This window comes from Thioalkalivibrio sp., from assembly GCF_041685615.1.
Lineage (GTDB): Bacteria > Pseudomonadota > Gammaproteobacteria > Ectothiorhodospirales > Ectothiorhodospiraceae > Thioalkalivibrio.
Genome location: NZ_JAWLFK010000039.1, coordinates 1 through 21533, shown reverse-complemented (window position 1 = coordinate 21533; position 21533 = coordinate 1). Strand labels below are relative to the sequence as shown.

25 protein-coding genes and 1 pseudogene are annotated in these 21533 nt (G+C 66.5%); 13 read left to right on the top strand and 13 right to left on the bottom strand.

What is annotated here, in order from left to right; all coding sequences use genetic code 11:
• The first annotated feature begins 68 nt into the window (after positions 1-68).
• Together ACESLR_RS08930 and ACESLR_RS08925 are read left to right on the top strand one after the other, a co-directional pair.
• A complete protein-coding gene (locus ACESLR_RS08930; protein ID WP_373025540.1) occupies positions 69-389 on the top strand; it encodes a rhodanese-like domain-containing protein in 321 nt (106 codons plus the stop codon).
• 13 nt (positions 390-402) lie between these two features.
• Complete coding sequence (locus ACESLR_RS08925; RefSeq protein ID WP_373025539.1) at positions 403-1134, top strand: glycosyltransferase; 732 nt, start codon at positions 403-405, stop codon at positions 1132-1134.
• Positions 1135-1255: 121 nt separating this feature from the next.
• Here the strand turns inward: ACESLR_RS08925 and ACESLR_RS08920 are convergent, their stop codons facing one another.
• The 4 genes from ACESLR_RS08920 to ACESLR_RS08905 form a co-directional block, all read right to left on the bottom strand.
• Positions 1256-1543, bottom strand: a complete 288-nt coding sequence (locus ACESLR_RS08920) for a CC/Se motif family (seleno)protein (protein ID WP_373025538.1) — start codon at positions 1541-1543, stop codon at positions 1256-1258.
• Positions 1540-2631 (bottom strand): ACR3 family arsenite efflux transporter, encoded by a 1092-nt coding sequence (gene arsB, locus ACESLR_RS08915; RefSeq protein ID WP_373025537.1) that lies wholly within the window; start codon positions 2629-2631, stop codon positions 1540-1542. Before arsB ends, ACESLR_RS08920 begins: the two co-directional genes overlap by 4 nt.
• A gap of 30 nt (positions 2632-2661) precedes the next feature.
• Positions 2662-3132 carry an ArsI/CadI family heavy metal resistance metalloenzyme gene (locus ACESLR_RS08910; RefSeq protein ID WP_373025536.1) on the bottom strand — a complete coding sequence of 157 codons (471 nt, stop codon included), beginning with the start codon at positions 3130-3132 and terminating at the stop codon, positions 2662-2664.
• 168 nt (positions 3133-3300) lie between these two features.
• Entirely contained in the window at positions 3301-3630 is a 330-nt protein-coding gene (locus tag ACESLR_RS08905; protein WP_373025535.1) for an ArsR/SmtB family transcription factor, read from the bottom strand.
• Positions 3631-3687: 57 nt separating this feature from the next.
• On the opposite strand from ACESLR_RS08905, the gene ACESLR_RS08900 reads away from it, so the two are divergent.
• From ACESLR_RS08900 to ACESLR_RS08880, 5 genes are all read left to right on the top strand, one after another.
• Positions 3688-4416 carry a VOC family protein gene (locus ACESLR_RS08900; RefSeq protein ID WP_373025534.1) on the top strand — a complete coding sequence of 243 codons (729 nt, stop codon included), beginning with the start codon at positions 3688-3690 and terminating at the stop codon, positions 4414-4416.
• A 235-nt stretch (positions 4417-4651) separates the two neighbouring features.
• Complete coding sequence (dapC, locus tag ACESLR_RS08895) at positions 4652-5845, top strand: succinyldiaminopimelate transaminase (protein WP_373025533.1); 1194 nt, start codon at positions 4652-4654, stop codon at positions 5843-5845.
• Positions 5846-5883: 38 nt separating this feature from the next.
• Entirely contained in the window at positions 5884-6705 is an 822-nt protein-coding gene (dapD, locus tag ACESLR_RS08890; RefSeq protein ID WP_373067044.1) for a 2,3,4,5-tetrahydropyridine-2,6-dicarboxylate N-succinyltransferase, read from the top strand.
• On the top strand, positions 6698-7051 hold the full coding sequence (locus ACESLR_RS08885; protein ID WP_373025531.1) for an ArsC family reductase: 354 nt from the start codon (positions 6698-6700) through the stop codon (positions 7049-7051). Before dapD ends, ACESLR_RS08885 begins: the two co-directional genes overlap by 8 nt.
• Before the next feature lie 13 nt (positions 7052-7064).
• Complete coding sequence (locus tag ACESLR_RS08880; RefSeq protein ID WP_373067040.1) at positions 7065-7592, top strand: DUF2062 domain-containing protein; 528 nt, start codon at positions 7065-7067, stop codon at positions 7590-7592.
• 6 nt (positions 7593-7598) lie between these two features.
• On the opposite strand, the gene ACESLR_RS08875 is transcribed toward ACESLR_RS08880, so the two are convergent.
• From ACESLR_RS08875 to ACESLR_RS08865, 3 genes are read right to left on the bottom strand one after another with little or no spacing between them, the layout of a single operon-like run.
• A complete protein-coding gene (locus tag ACESLR_RS08875) occupies positions 7599-7811 on the bottom strand; it encodes a hypothetical protein (RefSeq protein ID WP_373025529.1) in 213 nt (70 codons plus the stop codon).
• Positions 7799-8578, bottom strand: a complete 780-nt coding sequence (locus tag ACESLR_RS08870; RefSeq protein ID WP_373067036.1) for a type III pantothenate kinase — start codon at positions 8576-8578, stop codon at positions 7799-7801. The genes ACESLR_RS08875 and ACESLR_RS08870 overlap by 13 nt, the downstream gene beginning before the upstream one ends.
• Positions 8571-9377 carry a biotin--[acetyl-CoA-carboxylase] ligase gene (locus tag ACESLR_RS08865; RefSeq protein WP_373054407.1) on the bottom strand — a complete coding sequence of 269 codons (807 nt, stop codon included), beginning with the start codon at positions 9375-9377 and terminating at the stop codon, positions 8571-8573. Before ACESLR_RS08865 ends, ACESLR_RS08870 begins: the two co-directional genes overlap by 8 nt.
• Positions 9378-9516: 139 nt before the next feature.
• Between ACESLR_RS08865 and ACESLR_RS08860 the strand changes: the two genes are divergently transcribed.
• Positions 9517-10239 carry a lytic transglycosylase domain-containing protein gene (locus ACESLR_RS08860; protein ID WP_373025542.1) on the top strand — a complete coding sequence of 241 codons (723 nt, stop codon included), beginning with the start codon at positions 9517-9519 and terminating at the stop codon, positions 10237-10239.
• 6 nt (positions 10240-10245) lie between these two features.
• Here the strand turns inward: ACESLR_RS08860 and ACESLR_RS08855 are convergent, their stop codons facing one another.
• The gene (locus tag ACESLR_RS08855) at positions 10246-10566 is read right to left on the bottom strand and encodes a DUF2007 domain-containing protein (RefSeq protein ID WP_373025527.1); all 321 of its coding nucleotides are present in this window, start codon (positions 10564-10566) and stop codon (positions 10246-10248) included.
• 31 nt (positions 10567-10597) lie between these two features.
• On the bottom strand, positions 10598-11215 hold the full coding sequence (locus tag ACESLR_RS08850) for a hypothetical protein (protein WP_373025526.1): 618 nt from the start codon (positions 11213-11215) through the stop codon (positions 10598-10600).
• 191 nt (positions 11216-11406) lie between these two features.
• Between ACESLR_RS08850 and ppk1 the strand changes: the two genes are divergently transcribed.
• Both ppk1 and ACESLR_RS08840 read left to right on the top strand, forming a co-directional pair.
• Positions 11407-13494, top strand: coding sequence for a polyphosphate kinase 1 (gene ppk1 / locus ACESLR_RS08845; protein ID WP_373025525.1), 2088 nt, complete (start codon positions 11407-11409; stop codon positions 13492-13494).
• Positions 13495-13589: 95 nt separating this feature from the next.
• The gene (locus tag ACESLR_RS08840) at positions 13590-14771 is read left to right on the top strand and encodes a response regulator (protein WP_373025524.1); all 1182 of its coding nucleotides are present in this window, start codon (positions 13590-13592) and stop codon (positions 14769-14771) included.
• Positions 14772-14777: 6 nt separating this feature from the next.
• Here the strand turns inward: ACESLR_RS08840 and ACESLR_RS08835 are convergent.
• The 4 genes and pseudogenes from ACESLR_RS08835 to egtD all read right to left on the bottom strand — a co-directional run bounded on the left by ACESLR_RS08835 (position 14778) and on the right by egtD (position 18456).
• Positions 14778-15379 (bottom strand): annotated as a pseudogene (locus ACESLR_RS08835) (hypothetical protein).
• Between the two features lie 34 nt (positions 15380-15413).
• Positions 15414-16913, bottom strand: a complete 1500-nt coding sequence (locus tag ACESLR_RS08830; RefSeq protein WP_373025541.1) for an exopolyphosphatase — start codon at positions 16911-16913, stop codon at positions 15414-15416.
• A 2-nt stretch (positions 16914-16915) separates the two neighbouring features.
• Positions 16916-17428, bottom strand: a complete 513-nt coding sequence (locus ACESLR_RS08825) for a SixA phosphatase family protein (RefSeq protein ID WP_373025523.1) — start codon at positions 17426-17428, stop codon at positions 16916-16918.
• Positions 17429-17433: 5 nt separating this feature from the next.
• Complete coding sequence (egtD, locus tag ACESLR_RS08820; RefSeq protein WP_373025522.1) at positions 17434-18456, bottom strand: L-histidine N(alpha)-methyltransferase; 1023 nt, start codon at positions 18454-18456, stop codon at positions 17434-17436.
• Between the two features lie 83 nt (positions 18457-18539).
• Here egtD and egtC point away from each other — a divergent pair, with 83 nt between their 5' ends.
• Genes egtC through ACESLR_RS08805 form a run of 3 tightly spaced genes read left to right on the top strand, consistent with a single transcriptional unit; the run spans position 18540 to position 21285 of the window.
• The gene (gene egtC / locus ACESLR_RS08815) at positions 18540-19322 is read left to right on the top strand and encodes an ergothioneine biosynthesis protein EgtC (RefSeq protein WP_373025521.1); all 783 of its coding nucleotides are present in this window, start codon (positions 18540-18542) and stop codon (positions 19320-19322) included.
• A gap of 15 nt (positions 19323-19337) precedes the next feature.
• Entirely contained in the window at positions 19338-20522 is a 1185-nt protein-coding gene (locus ACESLR_RS08810; protein ID WP_373025520.1) for an SUMF1/EgtB/PvdO family nonheme iron enzyme, read from the top strand.
• A gap of 13 nt (positions 20523-20535) precedes the next feature.
• Positions 20536-21285, top strand: coding sequence for an SIMPL domain-containing protein (locus tag ACESLR_RS08805; RefSeq protein ID WP_373025519.1), 750 nt, complete (start codon positions 20536-20538; stop codon positions 21283-21285).
• The last annotated feature ends 248 nt before the right edge of the window (positions 21286-21533 follow it).

Here is a 21533-nt window from a genome sequence, read left to right as displayed (position 1 = left end):
TCCCCCTACTTGCCAATCTCGTGATCGGGTCATAGCGTGACAGGCCGGACAAGGCACGGATCCGACCCATGCACCAGATGTCTCCCAGCGAATTGCACGACCTTCTCTCGCGAGCGGATACCCCGCCGACACTGCTCGATGTGCGCGAGCCCTGGGAGTACCAGCGTTGCCATATCGAAGGCTCGCAGCTGCTTCCGATGGGGCAGATCCCGACGGGGTATCAGGATCTGAATCCGGAGGACGAGATCGTGGTGATCTGCCATCACGGGGTGCGCAGTCAGCAGGTGTGCGGGTTCCTGGACCGCATCGGGTTCAAGAACGTCATCAACCTGTCCGGCGGGATCGACGCCTGGGCACGCGACGTCGACCCCCACATGCCGACTTACTGATCCCGGCCGCTGCGTGGCCCGCGCTCCCGCCCTGTCGGTCATTATCCCGGCCTGGAACGAGGCCGAGTGGCTGCCACGAACCCTGACGGCGGTTCAGAACGCCCTCTCCGGCCTCGACCGCTCCAGCGAGATCATCGTGGTCGACAACGCCTCCACGGACACGACACCGCAAATCGCGCAGCGCGCGGGCTGCCGCGTCGTCTTCGAGCCGGAACGCAGGATCAGCCGCGCCCGCAATGCCGGCGCGGAGGCCGCCAACGGGGGCTACCTGCTGTTCGTGGACGCCGACACCTGGCCGGACCGTGACCTGCTGCAGGCCACGCTGACCGCCCTGGACAGCGGCCAGGTCTGCGGGGGTGGCGCACCGGTGGACTTCGACCACCTGAATCACCGCATTTACCGATGGGGCGCGCGTACATGGAATACGCTCTCCGCGCGCCTGGGGCTGGCCGCGGGCTGCTACGTCTTCTCCACCCGCGAGGCCTTCGCAGCAGTTGGCGGCTTCAGCGAGCGCGTGTACGCCGGGGAAGAGGTTTTCCTGTCCCGCGCCCTGCGCCGCTGGGGCCGCACGCACGGCCAGCACGTCGAGATCCTGGACACGCCCGTCCTGACCTCCGGCCGCAAGGCGGACTGGTTCAACCCCACGCGCCACCTCCTGGTCGTGCTGCAGGTCCTGCTGTTCCCCTGGAGCCTGCGCTCCCGCCGCCTCAGCTGGTTCTGGTACACCCGGCCTCGCCGGCCGTAAGGAAGAGACCGAACGCGGAAATCGGGCGCCGATGATCACGGTGTCGACAACGTCCGTCACCGGGGCATTGATCCACCGCGCCCTGAAGACGTCTGGACATCCCGCCCCCCAGCCCCGATGACTAACGCCGCCCCATCGCCCCTTCCACCACCAGGCGGCGCCAGCGAAAAAGGCCCTCGACGTCAATCCGGTAGGGGCCCGGTCCCAGACCATCGGCCAGGTGAACCCGGATGCCGCCGATGTCGCGCTCGCTGTATCCATCCGCGATACGCGGGGCGCGCGGCTCGGCCACGGGCACCGCCGCCTGGCCGCCACAGCAGCCGTGGCGCGTGGACAGCCGCAGCACCACCTCGCCACCCTGCCCGGCCAGCCACTCGCGCGCGGCTTCGGTCAGGGTGATCGCGGTCACGCCGGCTTCGCCTCGGTTTCGACCGGGAACCAGTGGCGGGTGCGATTGGCGATGCGCACCAATGCCAGCATCAGCGGCACCTCGACCAGCACACCCACCACCGTCACCAGCGCCGCACCCGACTGCAGGCCGAACATCGCGATCGCCGCGGCCACCGCCAGCTCGAAGAAGTTGCTCGCGCCGATCATCGCGCCGGGGGCCGCCACCGCGTGACGCACGCGCCAGGCCTTGGCCCAGTAATAGGCGATGTAGAACACGAGGAAGGTCTGGATGATCAGCGGGATCGCGATCAGCGCGATATGCCCGGGGTTCTCCAGGATGCGCTCGCCCTGGAAGGCGAACAGCAGGACCAGCGTCACCAGCAGACCGATCGGCGTAACCGGCCCGAGGCGTTTCATGAACACGTTGTCGAACCACTCGATGCCCTTCCTGCGGATCAACCCGATGCGCGTCAGGTAGCCGGCGGTGAACGGGATCACGATGTACAGCACCACCGACAGCGCCACCGTGTCCCACGGCACGTGGATGTTGGACACGCCCAGCAGCAACACCACGATGGGGGCAAAGGCAAACAGCATGATGATGTCGTTCGCGGCCACCTGCACCAGCGTGTAGGCGGCATCACCGCGCGTCAGATAGCTCCAGACAAACACCATCGCGGTACATGGCGCCGCACCCAGCAGGATCGCCCCGGCCAGGTAGTCGCGCCCCAGATCCTCCGAGATCCAGGGGGCGTACACCACCAGGAAGAAGAACCACGCGATCGCGAACATGGTGAATGGCTTGATCAGCCAGTTCACCGAGGTGGTGATGGCCAGGCCCTTCGGCTCTCGGCGCACGCCGAGGATGGCGGAGAAATCGATCTGCACCATCATCGGGTAGATCATCGCCCAGATCAGGATCGCCACCGGGATGGAGACCTGCGCGTACTCCCACTGCGAGAGCGTCTCCGGAACAACAGGCAGGAGCTGCCCCAGCGCGACGCCCGCCACGATGCACAGCACCACCCACACGCTCAGGTAACGCTCGAAGATCCCCATGCCTTCCTTCGCCGAGATCTCCTCGACGGAGGCATTCCGGTCGGTCATTGCTTCCTCCATGTCTGCCGGGGTATCGCGTCAGCAGCGGCCCTTGGCTTCATCGTCACGGGCTGGCTGGCACGCACCGCTTGACGCCCCTTCCGGTACGCAGCAATCGCCCGCGCCTTCATCCTGTGCGCCGAACATCGGGATGCTCCCGAGCGTGTGATAGCTCTCCCAGGCGATCCCGGCCGGATCGGTAGTCCAGTACTTGTCGGACTGCGCGTAGCAGCAAAGCGTGCCCATCTCCTCGCGCACATCCGCGTCGATGTCGTCCAGGCGCTGGCCCAGCTCCTCGAGCTCAGCCGCCTCTTCGGCCTGAATGCCGAGATGGTTCAAACCCACCGGTGCACCGCGGGCCGACACCGCGAAATTGACCCGCGGGTCATCCAGCAGCCATTTTGCGTAGTCGCCCTTGACCACGCTCGGCTCCGCCGCGAACAACTGCGAGTAGAAGCGGATCGCCGGCTCCAGCTCCGGCACGGATACGTGCAGATGCATGCGTTTCATAAATCAGTCTCCTCGAGTAACGAAGTCGTAAGGACGCTCGGGGCCCTCTCGGTGATCTCCGGTGAACGCAGGCTGACCCCGTCATTTCCGGTCATTTGGACGGCCGCCCCGGCGTGTGCTTTATCGTACTTTCCGGCCCCGCTAGTGCACCGATGGTGTGTCTTCTGTCTACCCTGCACAGTTCCGAGCAACAGGTAGCACGCAACCATCGGCCTCGGCTGCACAGCAGTTTTCCGTGAGATAGGCCACCAGATCCCGCATCGCGTCGAGATTCGCGCGATAGCGCTGATAGCGCCCTTCCTGTGTCACGCTCAGCAGGCCCGCCTGGGTCAGGGTCTTGAGGTGGAACGAGAGGTTGGTGCGCGGCAGTTCCAGCGTCTCGGCAAGCTCGCCGGCGACGAGCCCCTCATGGCCGTAACGTACCAGCAGGCGAACAATGTCCAGGCGAATGCCGGAAGACAGCGACTCGAACATGTTGGTGGCAGTACCCTTGTCCATATTTCGAATATTCAATTAGGATTGAAATATTGTCAAATACTCCTGGAGGAACCTCTGATGCCCCAGCCCCTGCCTGTCATTGGCGCACTCGGACCCCGCTACCAGACCCTCCTCGAACGTGTGCTGAACGAGTTCGGCCTGTATCCCGACCCGGTGACCGTGGAGGTACCCGGCCCCGTCAAGCCGGTATCGCTGGACAAGACCGCCTCGCGCACCCTGCGCGAGATGGGGGCCGACTTCTACAACTGGGATCTGCTGTTCGACAATCTCGGACCCGACGACGTCGACGGCGAGATCGAGCCCAAGCTGCGCGAGCGCATCCGCATCCTGCAGGCGGTGCGCGACCTCGACCCGGGATTCGCATCACAGGAGCTGCACGGGAGCATCCGCGTGCACGACCTGGCGGCCTCCGCACGCTTCTACACCTGGCTGTTCGGCGTCGAACCCGCCGAGTGGACCCACCGCTATGTGACCTTCCTGCGCCCGGATACCCGCACCAACTTCGTGCTGCTGGTCAGCGACGGCATGACCCTGCATCACGACACGCTGTTTCATCTGGGGATGGGTGTGGCGGACAAGCACACGGTGGTACGCGCCTGGCAGTCCGCGCGGAACAACGACTTTCACGTCGAGAAGCCGCCGCGCACCACCTGGCGTGGCACGCCCCTGCACGAACTGTGGCTGAAGGACCCGGACGGCACGCTGATCGAGATCTACGCCATGCTCACGCAGGAGGAACTGGAACAGATGCCACCAGACCAGGAACCCGTGTTCCTGACCGACTGAGCCGACTCACGGGATCTGCCAAGATCGCAATACACAATCGGGGCCCGCAAGGACCCCGCCTTATGTTCAGCCTGAGCCGCTTTGGCCTGGCAGTGAAAGGCTCCCCTGGCGGGCTGTCGCTTCCACGCAGATTGAACCGTTCGCCACCGGTCTAGCGGGGTTTTCCCGCGGGGCATCGAGGCCCGGTATACTGCGCGGTCTTCCGTTCAACTCCGACCACGACGCCCGAGCCGCCATGAACCCGCGCCTGGACCGGCTACAGCCCTATCCGTTCGAACGCCTGCGCCGGCTGTTCGCGGACCTGCAACCGCCCACGGACGGGGAGCCCATTGCGCTCTCGATTGGCGAGCCGCGTCACGCGCTGCCCGACTTTGTCGAACCCGTCCTGCGGGCCTCCCTTCAGGGCTTCAACCACTACCCGACCACGCGCGGCGAACCGGCCCTGCGCGAGACCATCGCGGCGTGGCTGCAACGGCGATTTGATCTCGCCAATGTGGACGCGGAACGGCAGATACTGCCGGTCAGCGGAACGCGCGAGGCCCTGTTCGCGATCGCCCAGGCGGTCGTGGCGGACAAACCCGGCGCCCGCGTGCTGATGCCGAATCCGTTCTACCAGATCTACGAGGGCGCAGCACTGCTCGCCGGGGCCGAGCCGGCCTTCTACGACCTGGCGCCGGAGAATGGCTACCTGCCCGATTTCTCGGCAATCGATGCAGCCACCTGGGAGGGCGTGCAGCTCGTCTACATCTGCAATCCGGGCAATCCGGCCGGGGCCTGCATGTCCGAGGCCGCGATGCAGGATCTGATCCGCCTGGCCGAACGCCACGACTTCATCATCGCGGCGGACGAATGCTATTCCGAGATCTACCACCCTGATGCCGAACCGCCTGCCGGCCTGCTCGGGGCTGCCGCCCGAATGGGTAATACCACCTTCGAGCGCTGCATCGTGTTTCACAGCCTGTCCAAACGCTCCAACCTCCCGGGGCTGCGGTCCGGTTTCGTGGCCGGAAACGCCGAGTTGCTGGGAAGCTTCGCACTCTACCGCACCTATCACGGCTGCACCCTGCCCCCGCCGACCCAGGCCGTCAGCCGCGCGGCCTGGTCGGACGAGGCGCATGTGGCGGAGAATCGCGCCCTGTACGCCGAGAAGTTCGCCGCAGTGGTACCCATCCTGGAACCGGTCCTCGACGTGCGGACGCCGGCCGCCGGCTTTTACCTGTGGCCACGTGTGCCGGACGGGGACGACGAGGGTTTTGCCCGCCGGCTGTACAGCGAGGCCGGGGTCACGGTCCTCCCCGGGCGCTACCTCTCCCGCACCGCCCCTCACACCGGGCACAATCCCGGCGCCGGGCATGTGCGCATGGCGCTGGTCGCCGAACCCGCCTCCTGCACCGAGGCCGCAGAACGGATCGCGGCAATATTTCAATAATTTCTAACGCACTTTCATTGTCTTAAAGGAAATTCTTAATGTCCGATATCCAGAGCACCATCGAAACCGCCTTCGAACGCCGCGCCGACATCAATCCGCGCAACGTGGAAACCAACGTCCGCGATGCCGTGAACGAGGCGCTGGAGATGCTGGACACCGGCCGCGCCCGCGTCGCCGAGAAGCAGGGCGGCGAGTGGGTGGTGAACGAATGGCTCAAGAAGGCCGTGCTGCTGTCTTTCCGCATCTCCGAGAACGAGTTCATCAAGGGCGGCTTCACCAACTATTACGACAAGGTCCCGTCCAAGTACGCGGATACCTCCAGCCGTGACTTTCGCGAGTCGGGCGTCCGCGTCGTGCCGCCGGCCACCGCCCGTCGCGGGAGCTTCATCGCACCCAACACCGTGCTGATGCCGTCCTACGTGAACATCGGCGCCTATGTCGATGAAGGCACGATGGTGGACACCTGGGCCACCGTTGGCTCCTGCGCCCAGATCGGCAAGAACGTGCACCTCTCCGGTGGTGTGGGCATCGGCGGCGTGCTGGAGCCGCTGCAGGCCGCCCCGACCATCATCGAGGACAACTGCTTCATCGGCGCACGCTCCGAGGTGGTCGAGGGCGTGATCGTCGAGGAAGGCGCGGTCATCTCCATGGGTGTCTATCTGGGCCAGTCCACCCGCATCTACGACCGCGAGAACGACGAGATCCTCTACGGCCGAGTCCCCGCGGGTTCCGTGGTGGTCTCCGGCACCCTGCCCTCCAGGGACGGCAAGTACTCGCTGTACTGCGCGGTGATCGTGAAGCGCGTGGACGAGAAGACCAAGGCCAAGGTCGGCCTCAACGCCCTGCTGCGCGATGTCTGAGATCGCGCTCTACGGCATCGCCAACTGCGATACCGTCCGCAAGGCCCGCCGGTCGCTGGATGCGGCCGGCGTGGCCTATCGCTTCGTGGACGTTCGCAAGGACGGACTGGCAGCGGACCGGCTGCGCGGCTGGGTCGAGGCAGTCGGCTGGGAGACCCTGGTCAACCGGCGCGGCACGACCTGGCGCCAACTGTCCGAGGCCGACCGCGAGGGAGTGGACGCGGAACGCGCCATCGCGCTGTTACTCGAACACCCGGCGCTCATGAAGCGCCCCGTCGTTGAACAGGACAATGCGATCACCGTCGGCTGGACGCCCGAGACCGCGTCCCGGTGGGGGGCAGCCTGAGGTACCCGCGGCCATGCTGAGGCGGGCCAGCATCCGCTGGCGGGCCTTGCGCTGGCGCGCCCACAACTGGCTGGCCCGGCATCCGCGCCTGCATTCCGGGCTGCATGCAGCCGGGAGCATGAAGAGCGGCCCGGAGGCCATGGCCCGCGGGGTCGCCATCGGGCTGTTCATCGGACTGACCCCGACGGTCGGTTTTCAGACCGTGTTGATGATCATCCTCTGCATCGCGCTGGCCGGGAATTTTCCAACGGCCCTCGTGGCCTCGTTCGTCAGCAATCCCTTCACCACGGCGCCCCTGTACTGGGCCTTTCATGAACTCGGGGAAGCGGTCTTCTGGTACATCCCGCTCCTCGACCACGACATGGACGCCTGGTATCTGCAAGGGTTCGGCGACGAGATCACCTATACCCTGCTGGGCAGCCTGTTGATCGCCACGCCCACGGCCATGGCCGGCTACTGGGCTTCCCGCCAACTTTCGGCCGCCTGGCAACGCCACCGTGACCGGCGCCGGGCCGAACGCGTCGCTCGCCGTGACCGCTAAACGCCGCTACCAGGAGGAGTCTCGCTCCGCGCCGTCGCCCGACTCGTCCGCTTCCGCCACCGGCCGCTCCAGTCGCACATCCAGTAGCTCGACCCCACCCCGATCGCGTTCCAGAGGGGGCACCCCCGCATAAGGGTCCGGGTCCAGGCGCCCGTCATGCCAGGTCCAGGCGAAAAACCCGAGGTTCATCAGTGCGAGCAACAGGATCAACCAGCGCATACATCGTACTCCCCACGCGACAACGCCCAGAGCCCGTCCAGGACCAGGTTGGGGAAGATTCGCGACTCCTCGCGCAACAGCGGCGCAAGCCAGTAGGCATCGCCCCCGGTCAGCCAGCAGGCCGCGTCCGCTCCCAGGACGGTACGCGAACGAGCGATCAGGCCATCCAGCGCGCCCGCCAGTCCCAGCCCCCATCCTCGCTCGAGCGCATCCGCGCTGTTCAGCCCGGGCGCTGGATCGAGGTCCTCCGGCCACTGCGTGGCCTCGCGCGGCGCAATACGATCGGCCAGACGCGGCTGCAGTGCCTCCCAGCCAAGCTGTCGCCCCGGCAGCAAGTAGCCACCGTCGTGCCGGCCGTCGGCGTGCAGGACGTCCACGGTCACTGCTGTTCCGGCATCGACCACGATGACCGGCATATCACAGCAGGCGCGCGCGGCCACCAGCGCGCAGTAGCGATCCACGCCCAGTTGCCCTGCGGCATAGTCACTACGCAGACCGTTCGGCCCGATGGCCGCGGCCTGGACCGCATGCACCGACGCACGAAGACCGGCGGCCGACAGTTCCCCGGAAAACTCCGATCCCCGTTCTCCTGCCACCCGCGAAACCCACACGGCCGCGATTGGCAACTCCTGCGCCATGGAGGCCAACGCGCGGACACAACCCGCGGGCTCCGAGGTCGCCCCGGACCCCGTCACGTCGCCATCCGGACTGCGTACCTGCCATTTGACGCGGCTACTGCCGATATCCACCAGCGCGATGTCACCCATGTTCACATCCCCGTACCGAAACCTCGCCCGAATGCAGGTGCCGCACCGCCCCATCGTCGAACACCGCGACCAGGCAGCCGCTGGCCGGATCAATCCCGACTGCCCGGGCATGTGCGCCATCGTCCAGCACCTCGATAGCCTGCCCCCTCAGCAGGTCGATCCGTTCCAGCTCGGCATCCAGCGGCGCAATCCCCTCGCGCAACAATACCGGATGCAGACGGCATTGCTGTTCGATCACCCGGGCGGCCAGTTCCAGCCACTCCGGCGCCCCTCCGGGGACGTGGCTGGCGAGATCGGTCACCGCGCGCTCCAGCCCCAGCGTATCCGCGGCCTCCCGGTTAAGCCCGATGCCCGCGACCAGCCATCCCGGACGGTCCGGTCCCGGCATCCGCTGCTCCACCAGGATCCCGCCCAGCTTGGCACCATCCAGCATCAGGTCGTTGGGCCACTTGAGCCGCACGCCTTCCAGGCCCAGGCTTTCCAGGGCCTGGATGACCCCGATGCCCACACCGACCGGGTAGGACGGCGGCACCCGCCCGCGCGAGACCGGCCATGCCAGCGACAGGGCCAGGCTCGCCCCCGGTCGCGCGTGCCAGGTCCGGCCACGCCGGCCGCGACCCGCCGTCTGGTTCATTGCCACGCAGGCCTGCGGCCCATCTCCGGCGGTGGCGGCCATCTCCAGCAGGTAACGGTTGGTCGAGTCGACCGACTCCAGCACCTCCACGGTCGGAGCCACCATCTCCCCGCCCGCGAGCAGGCCGTCCAACCGCTCTTTAAGCCGTGCGCTTTCCGGAGCCATAATGCAGACTGTGAACGGGGTCTCGGTCATCGGGATCGGTACTCGGCTCGCAGCGGGGCCAGGGAGAACAGGGGTGGGGTTGTACACAAGGCACCATGGTAAGCATTCCGGGCGGTCGCCGCTGCCCCTGCTCGTGCTGCTGGCCGGTCTGTCCCTGGCCGGGAGCAGCACCGCCGAACTCTACACCTATCGCGATGCCTCCGGCGCCCGCGTCCTGACCGACGAACGCCCGCAAGACGGCCCGTACGAAACCATCCGTCCGCCCGCGCGCAGCGGCGCGGCCAACCCGGCGCCGGATGGTGGCGACTGGTCACCCAGCCAGATCTTCGTGTTCCAGGGACCGGGGGGCGAACGCCTCGTCACCAACCAGCAGCGGCAGGACAACGGGATGGAGCTGATCGCCACCTACGGGCGCCCCACCGCGCGCGCCCGCTGCGGCGAGCGCGCACGCCATGCCCTTGCCAGCGGAGGTGGAGAGTTCGCGGATCTCATCCACACGGCCGCCACCCGCCAAGGTGTCGACCCGGCGCTGGTGCAATCGGTGATACACGTCGAGTCCTGCTTCGATCCGCAGGCGGTATCGCGGGTGGGTGCGCACGGCCTGATGCAGTTGATGCCGGCCACCGCTGCCGACCTCGGGGTCACCGATCGCTTCGACCCCGCCCAGAACATCAATGGGGGGACACGCTACCTCGCAGCCATGCTCGATCGTTTCCAGGGCAACCTGGATCTCGCGCTGGCCGCCTACAACGCAGGGCCCGGGGCGGTGGAACGCCATGGCGGCGTACCGCCGTTTCGCGAGACGCAAACCTACATCCAGCGCATTCGTGCGCAGTACAATGGCAACGGACAGGCCAACTGACCGGGCTCAGCTCCGGGGCTTCTCCCGCCCGCAGTTCCAGCACTGGGTGAACTGGGGCTCGATTACCTCGCCACAGCGCGGACACTTCCAGTCACAGCCATCGTGCGCCGGTTCACCTTCGAGGTATTCCAGGATGATGGCGCGCGCCTCCTCGGCCTGTTCTTCGTGCACCACCATGATGCGCGCCCAGGTCTCGGTCGGCGGGATGCCCCCGGCAGCACTGTAGAGTCCGGCCTGGTTCACGTAGGCCGGGATCCCGGCCTCCTGCAGCAGGTTCTCGATGAACCCGGCCATCACCGGGTCGGCAGCAGAGTAGACGGTTCTCATCGGGAAACCGTAGCACGCGGCCCGGAGCAGTCTACTGGACGGTACCCTCATTGGCCGCCTGGAAGTACTCCATCGCCTTCTGGATGGCGAAGAACGGGGCCTCGTCCAGAGCGGTCCGGGTGTGCGGAAGTTGGATGTCCGCATGGTACTTGCGCATGGCCAGCACATGGATCGGCAGCTCGCGCGCGAACATCGGATTCTCGAAGTTGAAGTACTGCCCCAGCCCCAGCACAAGATCCTGGCGCTCGTCGGCGTCCAGGCTCTCCGGGGATACGCGCACATCGGGGAGCTGTCCAGCCTGCCCATCGACCGATACCACCACCCGGCGATCCCCGTCGGCTGCGGTCGGCACCTCGTCGCCACTCACCAGCTGCAGGTTCTCCGACAGGTCCAGGTAGCCCTTCGCCAGGATGTGACCATGGGGCTGGAATACCTTGCTGGACATGTTCACCGCCCAGAGCTCCAGAGTCTCCTTGAGGTCCTGGGCTGCCTGGACCTCGCCAAGGGCGAACAGCTGCTGGGCATAGAGGATGTCCCAGACCCAGACCTGGCCGTACTCGGGCAGCTCGCCTTCGGCGGACACCGAGACCTTGCGCAGCTCCGGGTTCGCATCATCGCGGGCATGCAGTGTCAGGGAAAATTCGGCCAACGGACTTCTCCTTACGGCAGCGCATTCCGCGCTGCATGATCAAGCGGGAAAGTATAGTCGTCCCGGCTCCTGTACCGCAGTTCAGGCACGCGGGCCGGGGGCATCGCCCCCTCCGCGGTCCCCAAGCCCGTTCACGGAAATGACATAATGGCGTCATAGACTGGCGGGTCCAATTCTGCCGCGAGTCGTGCATGCCGGATGCCGACGTGACTCAAACTGATCTGTTCCTCAATCGCGAACTGTCCCTGCTGGAATTCAACCGCCGGGTCCTCGCCATTGCCCAGGACCCGACCTTCCCGCTGCTGGAACGGCTGCGCTATCTCAGCATCTCCTCCACCAATCTGGACGAGTTCTTCGAGGTCCGTGTGGGTTCCCTGCGCCAGCAGGTCGAACTGAACGTACAGGCCCCGGGACCGGATGGTCTCTCGGCCGCCGAACAGCTGCGCCAGATCGCGCCTATTGCCCACGAACTCGTCGACGCGCAGTACAGCACCCTCAACGATGAACTGATCCCGGCCCTGGCCGCAGAAGGCGTGCACTTTGTGCGCCGCACGCACTGGGACATGGCCCAGCAGGACTGGGTACGGGAGTACTTTCGCGAACAACTCCAGCCGGTACTCAGCCCGATCGGCCTGGACCCGGCCCATCCATTCCCGCGCATCCTCAACAAGAGCCTGAATTTCATTGTCACTCTCAAGGGCAAGGATGCCTTCGGGCGCGAATCCGGCCGCGCCGTAGTCCAGGCCCCGCGTTCCCTGCCCCGCCTGGTGCGGCTTCCGCGCGAAGTCGCCAGTGGCGACAACGACTTCGTGCTGCTGTCTTCCATCCTGCACGCGCACGTGGACGAGCTGTTCCAGGGAATGAAGGTCACCGGTTGCTACCAGTTCCGTCTGACCCGCAACTCGGACCTGTTCGTCCAGGAAGAAGAGATCGACGACCTCCTGAACGCCCTGGAGGGCGAGCTGCCGCAGCGCAACTATGGCGCCGGCGTGCGCCTCGAGGTCGCGGACAACTGTCCACAGGAAGTCGCCGAATTCCTGCTGCAGCAATTCCACCTGGACCCGGACGACCTTTATCAGGTCACCGGCCTGGTCAACCTGAACCGTCTGATGGCCGTGCACGAGCTGGTGGACCGGCCGGACCTCAAGTTTCCTCCGCTGGTCCCGGCCCTGCCCCGCAGTGACACGAGCGGCAGCGGCATCTTTGCCTGCATCCGCGACCAGGAGCTGCTGCTGCATCACCCGTACCAATCGTTCATGCCGGTGGTCGACTTCCTGCGCCAGGCGGCGGCGGACCCGCGCGTACTGGCCATCAAGCAGACGCTCTACCGCACCGGCACCCGCTCGCCGCTGGTCGAGATCCTGATCGAGGCGGCGCAGGCCGGCAAGGAGGTCACCGTCGTGATCGAGCTGCGGGCGCGCTTCGACGAGGCCGACAACATCGAGCTGGCCAACCGCATGCAGGACGCGGGGGTCCACGTCACCTACGGCGTGGTCGGCTACAAGACCCACGCCAAGCTGGCGCTGGTCGTGCGCCGTGATGGCGACCGCATCACCCGCTACGCCCACCTCGGCACCGGGAACTATCACTCCGGCACCGCCAAGGCCTATACCGACTTCGGCCTGCTAACGGCCGACCCCGTGCTCACCGAGGACGTCCACCGCGTGTTCCTTCAGCTCACCGGCCTGGGCAAGGTGACCCGCCTGCGCCAGTTGCTCCAGGCGCCCTTCCGCTTGCACGACGCGATGCTGGAGAAGATCCAGCGCGAGATCGACAACCACCAGGCCGGGAAGCCCGCCCGCATTATCGCGCGCATGAACTCGCTCAACGAGGCCCGGATCATCCAGGCCCTGTACCAGGCTTCGCAGGCGGGCATCCCCATCCAGCTGGTCGTGCGCGGCATCTGCAGCCTGCGCCCGGGGATGCCCGGCATCTCGGAAACCATCGAGGTGCGCTCGGTGCTGGGGCGGTTCCTGGAACATTCCCGCGTGTTCTATTTCGAGAACGGCGGCGACCCCGAGGTGTACCTCTCCAGCGCCGACTGGATGCCGCGCAACTTCTTCCGCCGGGTCGAGGTCGCCTTTCCCGTTCGCGATCCGGAACTGCGCGACCGCGTCGCTCAGGAATCCTTGTTCAACTACCTGCAGGACAGTTCCACCGCCTGGGCACTGCAGCCCGACGGCAGCTACCACCGCATCCGGCCGGACGGGGGCGAACCGCCCTTCTCAGCCCAGGACACCCTGCTGGCCCGACTCGCGGGATCCCCCGCCATCACCTGACCGGCATTTGATCATCACGGCGCTTGACAGAGCGGGCGGGGCCATCGATCTTGGCGGCCCGTTTCCGAAGCCCCGCCACCGGCCGCCCACATCCCGTGAACATCCTGATCCTCGAAGACGACAAGCTGGTTGCCGACCTGCTCACGACCCTCGTCGAGGGCCTGTATGCCGGTGCGTCCGTATTCCACGCTCATTCGATCGGCGAGGCCCTGCAATACTGGAAGGAACGTCCGTACGATCTGGTTCTGGCGGAACTCTCCCTGCCGGATGGCGACGGCCTGGAGTTCCTCCGGCGCGCCGCGATCCATGGCCGGGACACCCCGGTCGTGATTGTCGCGGAGACCCCGGACCGCCAGAGTGTCCGTCAGGCAGCGCGCTACGGGGTCCACGGATTCATTTCCAAGCCCTTCCGGGCGGAACTGGTCCAACAGCGCCTGCAAAAAATCCTTCAGGAGGCGCGCACTGCGGGATCATCCGGGGGCGCACCCGCCAACCCGACACCCCCGCCCGGTCTCGAGGCCGCCTTGCAGGAGGCAGAAGTCGGCCGGCTCGCCCTTCCCACCACGGTCGATCTGGACGCCTTGCGTGATCTGCGAGCCCGCGAGGACACACTCTCGCTGTCGGAACTGGAAACGGCCTGGCAAGGCATCCCCACACTGGTGGCGCGCCTGATCGATGCCTCCAATACCAGTACGTTGCGCCACACCGGGACGCCCAACGCGTCGTTACGCGAGGCCCTGAACGTGCTGGGCATCCCTGCCGCCCTGAACCTGGCTACGGCAGCGGCGCTGGACCTGACCACCAGCGTTCGTGATCCAGTCCTCCGGCCCTTTATCGACCAGTATCAGGGGCAAAGCGAGTCCATAGCCCAGCAGGCGGCGGTGCTCGCGCATCAGCTTAAGGCCGATCCCCAGCTGTGCTACACCGCCGGCCTGATGCATCGACTGGGGGAGCTCGCCGTGCTCGCCACGGCCCAGCGCTGCGCCACGCGAGGGTGCGAACTCGCGGCCGCGGAAATCGAGGCCACGCTCAACGGTCCCTGGCCCGCCCGCATGGCCGGGGCCCTGAAAACCCACCTGCGACTATCCCTCGCGCTAAAGCAGATGGTCGGGGCCATCTATGGATTCGGACTGGGCAGTGGCCACGTGCATTTGCCCATCATGCGCGCCGCGTTTCTGCTGACCTCTGGTGAGGCGAAATCGGAGGAGTGCCGCAAGCTGCTGCACCGCCTGGGCATCCCGGAGTCGGAGACTCTTCCGGCCAGGGACGCGCCCTGACACGCATCAGGGGTCCTGCGGGTCCTCCCCGGGTTTCGCGTCATGCGGTGCTCCGGTTCCGGAGCGCGGGACGTCGTGCATCCCGCCCAGCAGGCTGACCGCGGCGTCGCCGTGCCGAAGCAGATCCTGCAGCAGGACCACAATCCCCGCCACGCACAGGAACAGCCCGAAGTTCAGGCCGATCGACTGCACGTGACGCAGGACGAAGAAGAACTCCGCCTCCTGGGCCGGGATCCACAGGATCGGCGCCATGACACCCAGCAGCGCGACGAAGGAATACACCCTGAACCGGATGAAGTACACGGGTACCCGCCGGATGCTCAGCCCGTACACAATGGTTGCCACGATCAGGACGCTTGCCGTCGCCTGGACCGCAATCATCGCTCGGTCGGTAATGAAGATCGTGCGGCTCTCCTCATGGGTGGCCTAGCTCAACCCGCCGAACCCCGCCACCAGGATCGCGTTGCCGATCACATAGGCCAAGCTCAAAAGAAAGGGCAGCGCCAGCAGTGGATTATGCCGCATAAGACGGAACCCGGTCGCCGACCACCAGTGCCAATCCATGCCGGCACCGCAAACACGTAGATCCAGACCACCACGTTCAGCATCCTGCCTCCTTCTACTTGATTGCCGGGCGCAGAGTCACCCGAATTCCAGCACCAGGTTGTGGCGCGCCCACTCCACGCCCTCGACCTCCAGATCGGCACGCGTAAGGGGGTGGGCGTCCAGCCAGCCGCCCGCAAAGGTCAACGTCAGGCCTTCCGTCGTCGCCTCGATGCGCTCCAGCGGGACGGGATCCGGCGCCCGCGAGCGATGCAGCAACACCGCAATCCGCAATAACGCCGCCATCAACAGCAAGGGGCGGGCGCGGCCCTCGCGCACGCCGGACAGCATCTTGGGCTTCAGCGAACGTCGGTGAAGCCTGACCAGCAGCGCCAGTTCGGCCTGCTCGGGCTGCGAGAAGCCCGGAAGGTCGGCCCAGGCGAGGATATACTCCCCGTGCTTGTGGTACTTGCTGTGCGCCAGCGCCAGGCCGATCTCGTGCAATTCCGCCGCCCAGTCCAGCCGCCCGGCATCATCCTCGTCGAGCTCCCAGGCAGCGCGCGCGGCCGTCACCAGGCGGGCCACCGTCGCCTGGACCCGATCGGCCTGCGCCGCATCCACCGCGAAGCGCCGGCGCAGGGTATGGATGGTGCGGCCGCGCACGTCCTCGTGCCGGAACCGCCCCAGGAGGTCATGCACCACGCCCTCGCGCAGAGCCCCTTCCGAGGGATGCAAGCGCTCGATTCCCAGGGCCTCGAACGATCCCAGGAGCACGGCCAGTCCGCCGGCAATCACCGGTGCCCGGTCATCAGCCAGCCCGGGAAACTTCAGCCCCTCGATCGCCCCCTGCTCGAGCAACGCATCGCGCAGGGCCTCCAGGTTTTCGCGGCTTACACCGGGCGCCTCGTCCAACCCCGCCTCGTGCACCATGCGGTCGAGCGCCAGGATCGTGCCGGAGGCCCCCAGTGCCTGATCCCAGCCCTGCGCGCGATAGGCACTCGCGATCGGCTGAAGCTCCTGTTCCGCCCGAAGCTGTGCCGCGGCAAAGGCCTTTCGGGTCAAGCGGCCCTCCGCGAAGAAACGCCGTGTGAACGTCACGCAGCCCATCTCCAGGCTCTCGGCCAGGACCGGTTCGAAGCGCTCGCCGATGACGAACTCCGTGCTGCCACCCCCGATATCCATCACCAGCCGGCGCCCGCTGTCATCCGCCAGCGTGTGCGCTACGCCCAGATAGATCAGCCGCGCCTCCTCGCGCCCGGCGATGATCTCCACCGGATGCCCGAGCGCCTCCTCGGCCGCCCGCAGAAACACCCGACTTTCCCGCATCTGGCGCAGGGTGTTGGTCCCGACCACACGGACATGTCCGCGCGGGAGCTGGCGCAGGCGCTGGCCAAAGCGGTCCAGACAATCCAGGGCCCGCTGTGCGACCTCCGGATCCAGTCGGCCCTCCGGATCGAGACCACTGGCGAGGCGCACCATCTCCTTGAGCCGGTCGACCTTCAGGACCTCGCCCTCCTGACGCCGGGATACGATCATGTGGAAACTGTTGGACCCCAGATCGACCGCCGCGACTGTTTGTGCGTCATTCCCCGGCTGCATGTTCAATTGGCCTCCCCACCCGCCATCCGCTCCAGAACCTTCCGGGGCAGATGCCAGACCAGCTGCATCGGCCCCGGCAACTGCCCCGTCAGGCCGCAGGCATCGCCCTTGCCCATATGCACGAGACTCCGCCCGCCGGAGGTGCCGAGCAGACAACCCGCCAGCAGCGAGAGGTCCGGTTCATGCCCCACCAGCACCAGCCCCCCATCGGCCGGAAGGTTACGGGCCAGGGATTCGACCTCCAGCCCCGCGGGCTGCCCCGGGGCGAGCCATTTCTTCTGCCGTACCGGGACGTCCAGCGCCTGGGAGAGCGGAATCGCCGTCTGCCGAGCACGCAGGTAAGGGCTGCAAAGGAGTTCGACCGACTCTGGCAGCATCTCTCCGAGGGACTGCGCCATGCGCACGGCGCTGACCTGGCCCTTCGCGGTCAGCGGACGGTCGCGGTCCGCTCCGTCCCAGTCGCCGGGGTTCCCGGCCTGCGCGTGACGGACCAGCACCAGCCGCGGTGCCCGCATACCGCTCAGGCCACACCCGGCCGCAGCAGGAACAGGGAGTACCAATCCTCGGGGGCCGACCATTCGGCTTCGTGCTCGAGTCCCGCGACGGCCAGCAGACGGTCCACTGCGTCGCGGCTGAACTTGCGCGAGATTTCGGTACGAATCACCTCGCCTTCCGCAATTTGGAGCCTGGCCTCCGGCTCCGACACATGCACCACCTGATCGCGGCGCGACACCAGATGCATCTCGATGCGCGACTGTGCCTCAACGAAGGGGGCGCGATGCTCGAACCCCTCTAAATCGAAGTCCGCCCCAAGTTCGGTATTCAGTACGGCCAGCAGGTTCAGGTTGAATGCCGCCGTCACACCCGCTTCATCGTTGTAGGCCGATTCGAGCACCGGCCGCGGCTTGATCCGGTCCAGCCCGAGCAGCAACCGGTCTTCCGGATTCATGGTCTCGCGGATTCGCCGCAGCAGGTCCCCCGCCTCGGCGTCCTCGAAATTCCCCAGGCTGCTGCCAAGAAACGCGAACAACCGCGGACCATCGGCCTGCGCCCCGGAGACATCTGCCAAGTGTGTCAGCGCTGCCGCGTAGTCCCCGCACAGGCTGTCCACCTGCAACTGCTCGAAACGCTGCAACAGACGTCCGCCCGCCTCGTCCAGGATCTCGCCACAGACATCGTTCGCAACGTAGTGCGGCTGTGCCACCCGCCCGGCCAGGGCCTCCAGCAGATACTCGGTCTTGCGCGACGTGCCGCTGCCCAGCTCGAATAGCGTGCGCGCTCCGGACGCCTCCATGATCGCGCCGGCGTGACGCTCCAGCAGCTCCGCCTCCAGGCGCGTGGGGTAGTACTCCGGGGTATCACAGATCGCGTCGAACAGCTGCGACCCCCGTGCATCGTAGAAATACTTGGGCGGTAGGGATCGCGGGGATTCCAGCATTCCCGCGCGGAAATCGGCCAGCAGCTCGGCGTGGGCGTCGCGTTCCTCCACCACCCGGCGGCTGTAACGGGGAGTCAAGCGGGCAGCGCTGGGATCGGCGAACATGCGGGCTTCCGTATCGAGAGGGTTTGCGGCACGCTAGCATGAAACCCCGGACGCCCCAACTGCCCCCAGGGAAGCGCTGACCAATGTGCCGACATCTCGCTTATCTGGGTCCGCCGATCGCGCTGCGCAGCCTGATCCTGGACCCGCCGCATAACCTGGTCGAACAGGCCATGGCACCGCAGGAGCTGGTGTACGCCCGGGTCAACGTCGATGGGTTCGGCTTCGGCTGGTACGGCCAGGGCGGGGTCCCGCGTCATTACCGTCGCGCCGATCCGCTCTGGCAGGATCCGAACCTGGAGGATCTCGCCAGCGACATGACCCAGCCCCTGTGGGTGGCGGCCATCCGCAGCGCCACCCCGGGCTTCGGCGGTGACACGGTCAACGCCCAGCCCTTTGCGCGCGACGGCTTGCTGTACAGCCACAACGGCCTGATCGGTCGCTTCCGTCCGGATATCCGGCGCCAGATCCAGAACATCCTCAGCCAGGAGATTGAGGCAAGCATCGAGGGCACCACCGACTCCGAGCACTTGTTTGCGCTGGTACGGCAATATCTCGCCGACGACGAAAACGCCACGCTGGAAGGGGCCCTGGGTGAGGCGTTCTCGACGCTGGAGGCCTGGCTGGGCGAGGAGACCGCGCTGCTGAACGTGATCCTGTCCGACGGGCGCCGTGTCATCGCCAGTCGTCACGCGATCAACGCGCCCTGCCCCAGCCTCTACTACACCACGGATGACGAGACCTTTCCCGATGGGGGCGTGGTGGTGGCCTCCGAACCGCTCACCGATCGCGAACGCTGGCGCCCGGTTCCGCCCGGCCATCTGCTGATCCTGGACCCCGATGAACCGCCGGAACTCCTGGCGCTGTAACACCCTCCACAGGATATGAACGCCGTCCATCCACTGCCGAACGGGTCCGAACCGGACCTCCTGCAATGCCTGACCGCCCAGCACGACCGCCTGAACGCGGCCCTTCAGGCCACGCCGGAGCACGAATGGCGCAATCAGTACCACCCGGACCTCAGCCCCATTGGCTGGCATTACGCCCACTGCCATTTCATCGAAGCGGTGTGGCTTCACGAACGCATCCTGGGTGAAACGCCGCCCGCCCGGCGTGACTGGCACGACCTCTATTTTCCGGAGCAAAGCCCGAAATGGCGTCGCGGCGGAAGACTCCCGCCGCGTGCATCCTTGCTGGCCTGGGGGCAGGCATGCCAGCAACACCACCTGGACCTGCTACAAAGCCATCCGGACGTGCGCCGGCACCGCCTGCTCGACAGCGGCTACCTGACGGGCTTTCTCGCTCAACACCACGCGATGCACCTGGAAAGCATCGAACAGGTCCGCTGGTTCGCGCGCCTGCGCAACCCCGAACCAACCAGTGTGCAAAAGCCCGCCCCCACACCGGGCACCAGCAGCGACTGGATCGAACATCCGGGCGGCGAACACGTCGCCGGAAGCGAGGCGGTCACCGCCTTCGACAATGAGTATGGACGTCACGTCATCCGGATCGCACCCCACGCGATCCTTTCGCATCCCGTCTCCAACGCCGAGATCGCCACGTTCGTCGAGGCCGGGGGCTATCGCCCCGGTCCCCAGTGGGGCGACGCCGGACGGGCCTGGCTCGAACAGACGGGGATCACGGCCCCACTGGGCTGGGGCCGTGATCCCGACGGGACGTGGGTCCAGACCCTGCCGAGCGGCACCCGCCTGCTGGACCCGCACGCACCTGCCGTCGGGCTCTCCTGGTTCGAGGCCACCGCCTACGCCCGCTGGCTGGGGGTCCGCCTCCCCCACGAGCACGAATGGGAGCACGCCGCCCAGGCCGGCCGACTACGGGGAACGGGACAGGTCTGGGAATGGTGTGGGAACCCCTTTCGGCCCTACCCTGGGTTCCGGCCCTACCCCTATGAGGAATACTCCCTCCCCTGGTTTGATGGCAAGCATTACGTCCTGCGCGGTGGCAGCGCCTGGAGCGATGCCTTGCTTACGCGTTCGACGATGCGCAACTTCTTCACCCCCGACAAACGCCACGTGTTCGCCGGTGTCCGGCTTGCGCGCGACCTCTAGGAAAAATCTGACCATGCAAACCAGGCACACCCACCCCGCACCCTTCCGGACCTGGCTGGCCACCGGGCTTGCCGTACTCGCGCTGGTCTCCCCGGGAAGCGCCATCTCCAGCGATGGCAGCACGACCCTGTCCGTGACGGGCAAGGCCGAACGCCAGGTCGAGAACGACCGCATGACCGTACTGATGACGACCGAAGCGCGCGCTCCGGAGGCCGCGACTGCCGCCGCCGCCCTGAACCGCAACATGGAGGCCGCACTGGAACGCACGGCAGAACACGACGCGGTCGAGGCGCGCACCATCGGCTACTCGACCCGCGCCCTCCATGACCCCGAGGATGCAAGCCGTATCAACGCCTGGCAGGTAGAGCAGAATCTGGAACTGACCAGCGGCGAGTTCGACCGCCTGGGCGAGCTGGTCGGCAACCTCCAGCAACACGAACTGACCGTCAGCCAGATTCGCTTTTCGCTGAGCCCCGAGGCACGCCAGGCGCACCGCGAAGCCATGATCGAGGAAGCCATGGAGGATATGAACGAACAGGCGCGGGTGATCGCCCGTTCAATGGGGGCCACGCATCTGCGCACGCTGGAGGTGGAACTCCCGGATGAACACTACGACCGCCCACAGCCAATGATAGCCATGCGAGCGATGGACGAGTCCGCCAGCCAGCCGTCGCTGGAGGCCGGTCATTCGACGCTGAGCCTCAGCGTGCGCGGCCGCCTGCAAGCTCTGGGCGCCGAGACCCTGCGCATCGGGCCGCGCTAGCAGGAAGCGGAGAACCGGGACCTCCAGCCCCCGGATGACCCCAACGCCTTGCCAACGCCGACGTTGCAGACCCCGGATAACCCCTTCGCGGTTTCCGGGATGAGAGACTGTGGTGGCCTCGCTAAACGGGGGGGCACGCCCGGATACAAAGGAGTTATGGTCAAGTCTGGTGTATGAGTGATCGCTGGTTCAGGCGGCGCTCCGGTCGGTGATGGAGGATTCCTCGTCGTTGGTCGGTTCGGTCTGCT